Genomic DNA, 12323 nt, shown 5'->3' with positions numbered 1-12323 from the left:
TCCTTACACATGGCTAAATTGATTTCTCAAAAGAAATTTTTGAACCTTTCCAGATGGTGTGCGCGGCAGTTCTTTTACAAATATGACCTTTTTTGGCTTCTTGTAGCTGGCAAGCTGGCCCTTGCAGAAATTAATAATTTCTTGTTCTGTAAGATTTGCTCCCTCCTTTTTCACCACAACAGCGCAAACAGCTTCGATATATTGAGGATCAGGAATGCCAATAATGGAGACCTCCCTTATGCCGTCAAGGCGGTATATAACATCCTCGATTTCAGCTGCATATATATTCTCGCCGCCGCTTCGGATCATATCTTTTTTCCTGCCTGCAATTGTCAGGTAGCCATCCTGATCGAATTGTCCCAAATCTCCTGTCCGGCAAAAACCATTTACGAACGTTTTCCGGGTGGCGTCAGGCTTTCTCCAATAACCGGCTGAAACAGCAGGACTCTTAATAGCAATCTCCCCAACCTCACCTGGAGGAAGCGGAACCCCATTTTCATCAATAATATGAATCTCAGTAAGAGGCAGAGGCTTGCCAACCGTATGACCTTTTGTAAAAACATCCTCAGGATTTAATGAAGCTGCGATGGGCGTTCCTTCTGTCAATCCATAAACCTGAACTACCCCTATATGGGGGAATTGTCCTTTTAATTTTTCAAGGGCCCAAGGCATGAGGGGATCTCCCCCTGTGTAAATGGTTTTCAATTCTTTTAGCTGATACTTTCCAATATCCGGATCATTCAGCATTTCATAAATCATAAAGGGGAATAAAAAACAATCGTTCACACGCTCCCTCTCCATTACTCCAAGTATTCTCCCAATCTTAAATCCCTGGCTTTTTGTAATGATAACCGTTCCGCCCATCATCAGAATGGGAAGAGCGATATCTTCCATTGCCCCCACATGGTACAAGGGCCCGGTCGTCATCCCAATTTCATTTCCGGTAAAGTTCCACTTTAATGCCTGCATTGCTGAAAACCAAAAGGTCGTTTCGTGTGTCCAAATGGCACCCTTAGGCCTGCCGGTCGTTCCCGAAGTATACATAAGCATGACCGGTTCGCTTAATTTGATATTTTCAGGCTTGAGTTCGTCTGTTGATCCATTCTCTAAAACTTGCCAACTCTCAGACCAATCTGGAATTCCCCCCTCTTTGTTCGGAAGGCAAATATACCGCTCCACCGCCACTTGGCTGTGCACTTGTTCCAGCTCACCGGCCAAGTTTGAATGGAAACAGAGTATTTTTGTCTCCGAATCGTTAAGCAGGTATTCAAATTCCTTGCTTGAAAGCCGAAAATTAAGCCGGACAGCAATTGCCCCAATTTTGGCAGCAGCGAAATAAAGACCGAAATATTCCAGGCAATTATAGAGCAAAATTCCGACGCGGTCCCCTTTTCCCACACCCATTTCGCGAAGCTTATTTGCATAAACATTAGATTTTTGATGAAGATCCTTATATGTCCACGAACTTCCCGATTCTTCTTTGATTGCGATTTTGGAAGGGTTTTGAGGGTTCAAATCTTTCGCCATTCTTCTTGTAAAATATCCGACATCCAATAGATTCCCTCCTCAAGAATGTAAGCGCATACAATTATGGGTAAAAAAATGTAGATCTTATTCTCTCTTCTTTTACCTGCTTTTCTCCTTTCTATTTCCATTTAATAATCTTATTGCAAGATTCGTGCCAACAAAGAAAACCTACTATTCACTTGATTTCTGTTTATCATTGACTATTTCAAAGGGTATTTTTTCCGGTTTCACAGAATACACATTTTACTTTTTAGAATTTTCTAATTATTTATTGACATATACCTGTTATTAACTCCCGGAACATCTTAAAAAAGAAAAAACCCGGAATCTCGGACAAGATTCCGAATTCCCGGATTTATTTTAGAGGATGAGTGATATTATATTTTTTAATTTTGTCATATATAGTAGAATTCCCTATTCCAAGTGATTCAGCAGCCTTATTCTTATCAAATCCGCACCGTTTTAAAGCCTTTTCAATTGCATTCTTTTCTGTACCTTCTACAATATCCTTCAGACTCAGCTTTCCAATCTTGCTGTATTTGCTTTTCATGTAATCCGGCAGGGCATCCATTTCCATTGCCTCGCCATCTGATAGATGGACACCTGCATCGATCACATTTTCCAGCTCCCTAATATTCCCTGGCCAATTGTATTGTTCGATGATAGACAGGACTTCTGGACGAACAGATGTGACCCGTTTCCCAATCCGGGCAGTTACTTTTTTAAGAAAATGGTCAACAAGCAAATGGATATCCTCTGTTCGTGCTCTCAGCGGAGGAATGAAAAGCTGAACTGCATTAATCCGGTAGAAAAGATCTTCACGAAACAGCTTGTCCTCGATCATTTTTTCCAAAGGACGATTCGTTGCAGCAATCACACGGACATTAATCTTTTTTGGCTGGAGAGATCCCACCGGTTCAAATTCTTTTTCCTGGAGGACACGCAACAGTTTTACCTGCATGTGCTGAGGCATATCTCCAATCTCATCCAGAAAAATCGTCCCGCCAGCTGCAAACTGAAATTTCCCGATTTTCCCTCCCTTTTTCGCACCTGTAAAGGCACCTTCCTCATACCCAAAAAGCTCTGACTCCAGCAAATGTTCGGGAATAGAACCGCAATTGACTTTTACAAAAGGCTTATCGCTGCGCTCACTAAGTTTATGTATGCTCTGGGCGAGGATTTCCTTTCCCGTTCCACTCTCTCCCCTGAGCAGGACGGAAATATCCCCTCTTGCGACTCGTTTTACTCGCTCTTTCAACTCTGTAATCTCCCGCGTTTTACCGATTAGATCATGCAAGGAATATTTAAGGCCATTTTCGGTGTCCCATTCATTGCGGTAATAATTGAGCTCTGATAGTACCCCCTTTATATGACTGTTCATTTTCTTCCACTCATCAAGGTCCCTGAAAATGATTGTCCCGACCGCCCCCAAGATTTCATTGTCTTCGATAATAGGAATTCGATTGGCAATTACGAACTCTCCTCTAAGCAGCTGCAGATCGGCAATATCCTTTTGCCCTGTTCGGGGCACCAGATGCATTCTCGTATTTTCAATCACATTTGTGACATGTTCGCCAATTACCGCATTCCGGTCTACCTCTAAAAACTCACAATAGTTATTACTTATGTATTGGATAATCCCGTTGCAATCGACAATGACAATTCCGTAATAAGTACTTTCAAAAATGAGGTCAAGCAAGTGGTTATTAATGAACAGCTCGGTACTTTTCATATGTTAACCCCCCCTTTTTTTTATCTTTCTATCCTTTATAGTAGCACGATTAATAAGCTTAAAGTATAAGAGGATAGAAAATTCTAAAAAATCAGAAATAGTGAGGTCATGTCTGAAACATTAAGACCTTGTGCTGCCGCATGATGAAAAGATTCTTCTTCCATTTGTCCTGTATATTGTTTCATTCCCACCTGCTGTAAAAGCCGAATGGCCAATAGCCCACCTTGAGAGGGGGAGCCATGGGATAGGTCCAGTGGCTCATGGCCGGGATGCACTGGTTAATAGTATGGAAGTACAAGATCCTTCCCATCGATTCACAGGAACTCAACTGAATAATTTCAAAAGAACATTAGTAACTATGTTCCAAGTTTCCCTGCTCCTCTTTCATAAGATTTTGACTCTGATGATACTCTCCATACCTTTACAATACTTAAGAACAAAGGTCCGTCCCTGCGTGCATTAACGAATTAAAGCACGTTGGGGGACGGACCTTTGAAAATTTACAGACTACCAAACGAGGCACCTATCCACTAGACACCTCATCTTCTTTCACTCAAACCGATACATTCTCCGCTTTCAACTTCTCATCCTTCACACTAGCCTTACCTTCAGTCTTCCCATCCACTGTCTTACCAGTCATGAACAAATTGCTCTTGAAAAATCCGAACGTCAATCCCACAGTGATGACAAATGTGATGGCCATACCGGTAAAATAGAACGCCCAGTGTTCAGGATAAACAGAAAGGAACGATAACACTCCGCCTACCCCGACGGATGTTGCTTTCACCCCTTGTGCTGCGAGGTACGCACTTCCGATTGCGCTTCCGATCATTACGGCAATGAACGGGTAGCGGAATCGGAGGTTGATTCCGTAGATGGCTGGTTCCGTGACCCCTAGCCATGCAGACAGTGTTGCCGTTAACGACACACCTTTCAATTTCTTGTTCTGTTTTATGATGAAAAACATGGTCAACGCGGCCGCACCTTGAGCGAGTGTAACCGTTTCTCCGATCGGCCATAGCGTGACGTAGCCAAGCGTTCCAGCCATTTGCAGGTTTACTCCTAAAAAGATGTGGTGCATCCCTGTGATCACAAGCGGGCCGGAGATGAATCCATACACGGCACCGGCAAATGCAGGCGAAACTTCAAATAAATAAAGTATTCCATCCGTGATCCAGTTCGAACCTGTCATCGTGATCGGTCCGATAACTCCGAACGTCAACAGCCCCGCAAATACCAATGCAAGCGGTGCCACAAAAATCATCTGTAAATTATCCGGAATGAACCGCTTCAATTTCTTTTCCGACCAAGTCAATATCAATGTCGCAAAAATAACCGGGAGCACTTGTCCCTGATAGCCGATCTTAGCAATGTCCCATCCGAACAAGCTCCAATATTCAACATCCCCCGGATTTTCTGCATACGCATATGCGGACATTAACGAAGGGTGAACCAATAACAACCCGAGCACGATTCCGAGTAACGGGCTTCCGCCAAACTTCCTGGCAGCAGACCAGGCGATGAGTACAGGCAGGAATGTAAACGCTGTATTCGCGATAACATTGATGAACTCGGCAAAGCCTGTCCAGCCCGAATGAACATCCAATAGTGATTTTTCGTCGTAAAAAATGCCGGGATTGGCAAGCAGGTTATTCAACCCTAACAGCAGCCCGGCCGCAACGATCGCCGGCAGGATCGGGATGAAGATATCCGCCAGGACCCTTACACCCTTTTGGATGACATTCCCTTTCTCCGCGACTTCCTTCTTCATGTCGTCCTTGCTCACGGCCTCCGCACCGGTTTGCTGGACAAACTCGCTGTAAACCTTTTCAACCATGCCGGGACCGATGATCACCTGAAATTGACCACTCGCCGAGAACGTCCCTTTCACGAGTTCATTTTCTTCCAACGCTTCTATATCTACCAGACTCTCATCCACTAACACCAAACGGAGCCTTGTGACACAATGCGACGCACTGCTGACGTTCTTCGCACCGCCTATATTCTTTATAATGTCAGCAACATTCTCTTTAAATCCCATCTTCTTGACCTCCTCAGTTAATCGCTTTCATAAAAATTCTAACTTGTTTAAACAAGTTCGTTATAGTACAGTATAAATTGTTATGAATCATTGTCAAGACAATTTTGAAAAAGGAGTGTTCAACATGGATATAAGCATCACACCGATGAGCCACTTCGGTTCCTATATGGCCCTCACCTACCAGGAAAGCGATATTCTCGAAAAGAACGGATTGTATATAAATTCAGTACGGGGGAAATCCAAGCAACATCAGAATGCCCTCAAGATCATCCCTACTGTGAATGGGACCTCTGCTCCCTACACGTATAAAGCGGATGAATTTCAAATCTCGCTTTCATTCGAAGGCGGGGAATTGCACCTGTGCTTTGAAGATTCAGAGCGTATTTATGTAAAAGGCATCGGGGAAAACGTCGGGCTCATACTCGATACCCAACCCGTCTTCAACTTTGAATATAACTATCTATTAGGTAATCCAGGTGAAGAGTTCTGTCTGATCAACAGCTACAAGAATCTCACTAAGTACATGATCTTCGCACCGAGCGGCACCGTCTCCCTGCAGCAAAATGTTTTCATGGACACGACAGGCAGCACGGTTGAAGCGGATAATCTGTCCTCTATCCACATTACTCAACCCGAAGGTGCACAGGACTTCCTATGTGTCATCGAAGACGTCCCGACCCATGGGGCCATGCCTGAAGAAAGGGAATACAGCTTTGAAGCGGCTCTTGATAAAAGCACGAACCATTTTCTGACGTTCTTATCAAAACAGCCCCCTGTCCCTTATGGATATGAACAAACACTCAGAGAAGCCGCTTACCTGAACTGGACCTGTTTCGTCAATGAGCAGGGCCTCTTGAAACGGAAAGCGATGTACATGTCGAACCGCAACTTCCCGGGGGTTTGGAGCTGGGACAACGCCTTCAACGGTCTCGCTCTCGCCGGTGTCGATGATCAGCTCGCATGGGACCAGATCCAGCTCTTATTCGATCACCAGGACGACAAAGGGCAGATCCCGGGTTCCATCAGCGACTCGACCATCCGCTGGAATTTCTCCAAGCCGCCGGTGCAAGGATTATTCGTATTGAAGATGATGGAAAAAATGACGCTCTCCACCGACCAATTGGAGACCATCTATTCCCAGATTAAGAGACACGTAGAATTCTATCTTCACTACAAGGACTTCAACCGTGACGGCATCTGCGAATATCATCATGGAAATGATTCTGGCCAGGATAACAGCACTGTGTTCAGGGATGCCAATATCATCGACTCACCCGACTTGACCGCGTTCTTGATCAAGTCGATGGACATGCTGGCTGTCGTTGCCGAAAAACTGGGACGTCCTCAGGACAAGGCCTATTGGGAAAGGGAAGCAGATAATTACGTAAAAAAATTCTGCGACTACTTCCTGGTAGATGATCTGCCCGTCGCACGCTTCACAAAGGACGGAACAGCTATTGAAAGTCAAGGGTACCTGCCGCTTGTGTCGCTTATCCTTGCCGAAAAACTGCCCGAGGCTGCACGCAAAAAAATGATCGGGACGCTGAGCAGCAACCGCTACCTAACCAAATGGGGAATCGCTTCTGAAGCCATCGACAGCCCTCTTTATGAAGAAGATGCCTACTGGAGGGGACCGATCTGGGCGCCAACGACACTACTTTTCGTGGAAGCATTTGAAGAATGTGGGGAACATGAACTGGCAATAGAGATGGCCCGGAAATTCCTCGACCTCTGCAAACACGGTGGATTCGCGGAAAACTTCCACGCCGAAACAGGAGAAGGATTAAGGGACCTCGCCCACACATGGACATCCAGCGTGTTCATCCACCTGGCAGCAAAACTGGCTCAATAATGCAAAAAAAAGTGTACGGGACATATGCCTCGTACACTTTTTTATTTCCGCTGTGTCTGATCGAAGAAGACGAAATTTCCGGGCGTGTGACGCGATTGGGTATGCTCGAACATCACACCATCACCATTAAAGATGTGGCTCGTCACCACCACGACACTATTGAATCCATCCAGTTTCAAATACTTTTCGTCCGCTTCCGTTGTCCGCTCCACCACCATCTTCCGCTTCGCAGTGACCGCCCGCTGGTTCAACTCCCTGTCCAGATACTCATAAATTGAATCCTCCGCAATCTCGACCGTGAGCCCCTTCACGACATCCTTCCGGAAATAATTGTAATCCATGATCACCGGATTTCCTTCCAAGTAACGGATCCGCTTCAGATGATACACCTCAACCCCGACCGGGATCAGCGTATGCGCATGAAGTGCCTCATCCACCGTCAACTCCTCAAACACAACCACCTTCGTCTCATGCTTCTTATGGTTCCTGAGGGAAAACTCCTTGAACGTCTCCGTCTCCCCGAACATATACTCATTCTGCTTGAAATCCTGATAAATCACACGAGCCCCCTGCCCGTGCTTCGTCTGCACATATCCCTCGCTCACTAGATTCCCAATCGCTCTCCGCACCGTATTCCTAGAGCAATCATACTCCTTTACCAGCATATTCTCAGAAGGCAGCAGTCGCTGATATTCATAGATATTTTGTTCGATTTTATGTTTTAAGTCTTCGTAGATTTCTATGTATTTGGTTTTTGGCATGGTGGCCTCCTAGACATAACCGTTGTTGTTCTTATAGTAGATAGTAACATAAGTTGCTTGTGTGAGCATAAGAGGAACTTGAAGTCATAGAGAACATGTATATATTTACGGCTAACTCTCAACCAGGTATAGTTGTTGATAAGTGATGGTAACCTAGAAGGAAGCCATGGGGACAGGTACCTCGGTCTACTTTTAAACTCCTCTATCCTTTCTCATCTTTCTCATCTCCCTCACCCAACTCCCCCCACTAACCCTCTCCCTCCCAATCAATCCCCCAACCTCCACCACACCCACCATATCCATCATCACCGCAAACCCCTGATCCACCCCACTCAATACCCCAGCCTCCTTACACCCTTCCCACAACTCCCGATAACTCACCAACCCATACCCATCCCCACGCCTCTCCCGCTCCTCACCCAACAATCCCACCAACACCCCATACACCTTCAAACTCTCAACCTGAAAACCCAACTCATTCCCCTTCGCATACTCCGTCACCAACATCCCAATCCCTCCCCAATTATCATCAGTGAGCCAAAGGGCCGGTCCCACCGGCCCACACTCAAACCGAACCAACACAACCGTCCCCCCGCTTCATCCATCCCCCACGAAACCTCCCAAACTCCTTTACAAACTCCAACTTCACCGTCCCCACCGGCCCATTCCGGTTCTTCGCAATCTTCACTTCCACTTCCTGCCCGTTCTTCGAGTCCGGATAGTAATAGTCATCCCGGTACAGAAACAACACCACATCCGCATCCTGCTCGATATTCCCCGAGTCACGCAGATCCGACAGCCTCGGCCGCTTGTCATCCCTGGACTCGACTCCCCTCGATAGCTGCGACAACAGAATGATCGGAATCCCAAACTCCTTCGCCATCCCCTTCAGCTGCTTGGTAATATGCCCGATCGCCAGATCATGCCGGTCAAACCGCTCCTTCACCGTGATGAGCTGCAGGTAATCAATCACCACAAGAAACGGCTCCGTCGGGTACTCCCGCTTCAGATTCATGATCCGCTGCCTGATCTCCGGCAGGGTAATCATCCCATTCTGCGAGAGTTCAAGCTTCGCCCTGTACACCGCATTCATCGCCCCGTGCATCCTCGGCATCTCGTCCTTCGTCAAATACTTATAAGGATTCTGCCATTTCATCATGTTAATATCCGTGATACTCGAGAGAAGTCGCTGCATGATCTGCCTCGAACTCATCTCTAAGGAGAACACCATGCTCACCCCTTTCTCCCTCGTGCATTCCCAGGCAAGTTGGATGGCAAAAGCCGTCTTCCCCATAGAAGGTCTCGCCGCCAGGATGATGAGCTCCCCTTCCTTCCACCCTCCCGTCAGCGCATTCAGGCTCTCGAATCCCGTCGAGACACCGGGAAGTCCGTCCCTCTCCATGTAAAGAGATTCATAGAGATCCATGATGATGTCGTCCTTCGTTTCTTCGTCAATCGTCACATTCGTGTGCATGTCAATAAGTGCTTTGTAAAGGCCCTGTGCGGATTCCGGGGTGTAGGCATTCAGGAAGTGATGGGCCGAATTCTTGATGAGGCTCAGTTCGTAATACTTCAGGACAATCTGTTCATACTGCTCGATGTTCACCGTCGTCGGGCAGTAGTTGGCAAGCGCCAGGAGAAACTGGACCCCTCCCACATTCTCAATGTCATCCCCAAGTTCCTCCACCAGCATCACCAGATTAATCTCAAGCCGCTTCTTCTGCAGCCCCTTCATCGCTTTAAAAATAAGGCGGTTCCTCACCAGGCTAAAATGCTTCTCCTCCAGGGTCAATGTATCCAACACATCCGCATCCAAAAGGACCGCTCCAATGATCATACTCTCCGCTTCATGCAACTCCCGAAGCAGCTGTTCATCGTGCCCAGGGTGGTGCAGGTCGTGTCCACTCGTTTCTTCTTTCATTCTCAATTCGTCTCGCTCCTTCTTTTTCCCATGCTTCCATGGTTTCTAGTATCGTCGTTTCCTCCACCGGCGGTTCGTACAGCTCAGAGATCGTCGGCATGTGAGGACTCACCTTGATATGGGCTTCTACCCGCTTCTTCACCACGTAATAATCACAGTTCTCCAGGTGCTGAAACCACAGCTTCGCCCGATCATGAGTGAGCAGCCGCTGAGGATACGCTCCCTGGATCACCTTCATAAGCTCCTTGAACTCATGGAACGTCATGCCTCCGTCACAATCTCCTCAAGCCCATCCAACAGGTCATCGATGTGCTCCATAGATTCCCGAGGAGAAATGTACCCCTCAAGGGCCTTCTCCAAATACTTCGGACTGTTGATCGTCAGCTTCGGATTAATGCTCTGCTGTCTGTCAAACTCCTCATCCATGAACACAATAAGTTCCTCCGTCGACAACTCGCTCAAGCTGATCCGCTCCATCGCCACATAATCCATCGGTGTCAAGATCAGTCCTCTTTCCCTCCTGCCAATGAAATGCCCGATCAGCGCCTGCAGCCTCTCTTCTTCCTTAGTGCCGTTAAGGTTGGTGGTGTTCTCCTTCTCTTCTTTCTCTAAGTTCTTAAGTCTGTTTGCAGGTTCTCTCCGCACCCCATTCACATCCTTTTCGCCGCACGAAGACCCTCCGGAACCAGCCCCATCATCAGGCTGGTCACCACCGGATTCCTCTACTTCCTCTTCCTTCTTAGACATCCCCATCCAACTCAAATACTCCCCACAGGCGAAATCCTTCGTCGGTCTCAGCGTAAACACATACCCATGCTCATACTTCTCCGCCTTCAGCCATCCATCTCTCTCCAACCGCTTAATCGAACGCTGAATCCGCGAATGCGAATACTCATCAATCTTCTTCCCATTATAGAACCACAGATCCTCCCGCAGCTTCCGGAGCGAACGCACATACTGCCTCTCCCCAAGCACCACACCACCAACCTGAACCCCGCCTTGATACGTCGCATTCAACAGAATCAACACATACAAGCGAAGATCCTCCGGGTGATGAAACGTCTCCTTATCCAACATACCTGTCTCCAACTTTCTCCATCCATTCATTACAATCACTCCTCATTCATTTTGGTTTCACCCTTTATATAGGGAGATGGGAGTGAAAGGGACACCCTGTGGATAAATTTTTCATAAAAAAAACATTCGGGTGGGGTCCGAATGGTTGGAGGAGGACAAATGAACTTAATGAATACGCCATTTAATGGCATGAAAACACTTAATATCTATATAAATTAGACTTAAAGTAATGAACATTAGAGATGAGAACCTTATGTGGAAAAGATTTCGTCGTACTTAAACCAAGGCAAATAGAATCCTCCCGACCGTAATGGTCGGGGGGATTCTATGCTTTATAGAGCATCTTCCAATTCTTTTTCAGTATACCCAAACATGTAATCTTCATCTTTTCCATGTGAAGCCCAAATCTCTGCAGCTTCATATACACTTAAAGCTTCATCACTATCATCATCGTCGTCATCATCTAAACCATAGTTGCAATTTGTACAATACGTTTCACTATATTCATATTTTTTAGTTAATGACTCTCCACATCGTGGACAAGGTGGGGTATCGCCTGTATATTCATTCTCTTCACCCGAACTCTTCCCTTTGAAGATATCAAATATTCCCATACTGACTTCCTCCTTTGTTATATAACTTAAAATTAATTGGCTGGGGCTAATTGCCACTTGTTAAATTATACCACACTAAAAGTCAGAATTTATAAAAAATTATTAGCCCTCCTGGTACCCTCCACCGTTCATAAACGATTTCAACTCTTCCAGATTCTCACCGTCCATCAGATAAGTCACTCCAAATGTTTCGCCTTGTCCACTATGATTTAAAGCAATGTCTAAATCGTGGACAATTCTCTTCATATACATATATGAATAATTCAAATCCAGACTGGCCGGCCTCCAATCACTCACGGCTGTTTGAGCCTCTGTCTCCCCTCCCGTGTCGTCTATATGGGCCGTTCTTACATACTGAAGATGCCCGATTGTGGCGGCAAGCAATCTGATATTCAACAAGTCGCTTGATTTAGGTTTATCCTGAAACCTTAGGAATTCATCGACTTCATTGGATACTTTTTGAGACTTTAAATACCAATCATATTCCTTGTCAAACCCAGCTTCGATCAGAGAAGCGTCCATAGGCTCATCCAAAATCCTCTTTAAGCTCTCAACGACTCTAACGGCTTCTTCCTTATTTTCCATGAAGTTTTCCTTCATCTCATTCTGAGCTTCGTCTTCTATAGACTTAAATGACTTCACTTCTACATTCGCTACTTTTTCAACTGACTGTTTTGGTTCAGACGTTTCTTCTGCTGAACAACCTACTAATACTGAGCCGATTAACATGGATGCGGTAAAGTACTTTAATTTCACCAATCTTTATTCCTCCCAAATTCCCTTTTTCCGTTTCACATA

General features: G+C 46.0%; 11 protein-coding genes. 1 reads left to right on the top strand and 10 read right to left on the bottom strand.

What is annotated here, in order from left to right; all coding sequences use genetic code 11:
- Nucleotides 1–3 precede the first annotated feature (3 nt).
- The 3 genes from V8G47_RS05590 to V8G47_RS05580 all read right to left on the bottom strand — a co-directional run bounded on the left by V8G47_RS05590 (nucleotide 4) and on the right by V8G47_RS05580 (nucleotide 5300).
- Complete coding sequence (locus V8G47_RS05590) at nucleotides 4–1527, bottom strand: AMP-binding protein (RefSeq protein WP_336199438.1); 1524 nt, start codon at nucleotides 1525–1527, stop codon at nucleotides 4–6.
- 355 nt (nucleotides 1528–1882) lie between these two features.
- Entirely contained in the window at nucleotides 1883–3259 is a 1377-nt protein-coding gene (locus V8G47_RS05585; protein ID WP_336199227.1) for a sigma-54 interaction domain-containing protein, read from the bottom strand.
- Nucleotides 3260–3812: 553 nt separating this feature from the next.
- Nucleotides 3813–5300 (bottom strand): PTS transporter subunit EIIC, encoded by a 1488-nt coding sequence (locus V8G47_RS05580; protein WP_336199226.1) that lies wholly within the window; start codon nucleotides 5298–5300, stop codon nucleotides 3813–3815.
- 124 nt (nucleotides 5301–5424) lie between these two features.
- Between V8G47_RS05580 and V8G47_RS05575 the strand changes: the two genes are divergently transcribed.
- The gene (locus V8G47_RS05575) at nucleotides 5425–7152 is read left to right on the top strand and encodes an amylo-alpha-1,6-glucosidase (RefSeq protein WP_336199225.1); all 1728 of its coding nucleotides are present in this window, start codon (nucleotides 5425–5427) and stop codon (nucleotides 7150–7152) included.
- Nucleotides 7153–7193: 41 nt separating this feature from the next.
- Here the strand turns inward: V8G47_RS05575 and V8G47_RS05570 are convergent, their stop codons facing one another.
- The 7 genes from V8G47_RS05570 to V8G47_RS05540 all read right to left on the bottom strand — a co-directional run bounded on the left by V8G47_RS05570 (nucleotide 7194) and on the right by V8G47_RS05540 (nucleotide 12284).
- Nucleotides 7194–7913, bottom strand: coding sequence for a UTRA domain-containing protein (locus V8G47_RS05570; protein WP_336199224.1), 720 nt, complete (start codon nucleotides 7911–7913; stop codon nucleotides 7194–7196).
- Between the two features lie 192 nt (nucleotides 7914–8105).
- Nucleotides 8106–8420, bottom strand: coding sequence for a hypothetical protein (locus tag V8G47_RS05565; RefSeq protein ID WP_336199223.1), 315 nt, complete (start codon nucleotides 8418–8420; stop codon nucleotides 8106–8108).
- Nucleotides 8421–8478: 58 nt separating this feature from the next.
- Complete coding sequence (locus V8G47_RS05560; RefSeq protein ID WP_336199437.1) at nucleotides 8479–9834, bottom strand: replicative DNA helicase; 1356 nt, start codon at nucleotides 9832–9834, stop codon at nucleotides 8479–8481.
- Nucleotides 9785–10099: a replicative helicase loader/inhibitor gene (locus V8G47_RS05555; RefSeq protein ID WP_336199222.1), complete on the bottom strand. Its 315-nt coding sequence runs from the start codon at nucleotides 10097–10099 to the stop codon at nucleotides 9785–9787. Before V8G47_RS05555 ends, V8G47_RS05560 begins: the two co-directional genes overlap by 50 nt.
- Nucleotides 10096–10941 carry a hypothetical protein gene (locus V8G47_RS05550; protein ID WP_336199221.1) on the bottom strand — a complete coding sequence of 282 codons (846 nt, stop codon included), beginning with the start codon at nucleotides 10939–10941 and terminating at the stop codon, nucleotides 10096–10098. Before V8G47_RS05550 ends, V8G47_RS05555 begins: the two co-directional genes overlap by 4 nt.
- Nucleotides 10942–11243: 302 nt before the next feature.
- A complete protein-coding gene (locus V8G47_RS05545; protein ID WP_034761777.1) occupies nucleotides 11244–11525 on the bottom strand; it encodes a hypothetical protein in 282 nt (93 codons plus the stop codon).
- Between the two features lie 102 nt (nucleotides 11526–11627).
- Entirely contained in the window at nucleotides 11628–12284 is a 657-nt protein-coding gene (locus tag V8G47_RS05540; RefSeq protein WP_336199220.1) for a hypothetical protein, read from the bottom strand.
- Nucleotides 12285–12323: the final 39 nt, after the last annotated feature.

The sequence above is a fragment of the Rossellomorea sp. LJF3 genome (assembly GCF_037046045.1).
GTDB lineage: Bacteria > Bacillota > Bacilli > Bacillales > Bacillaceae_B > Rossellomorea.
Note: the sequence above shows the minus strand (reverse complement) of the source record. Positions and strands in the feature narration are given on the sequence as shown.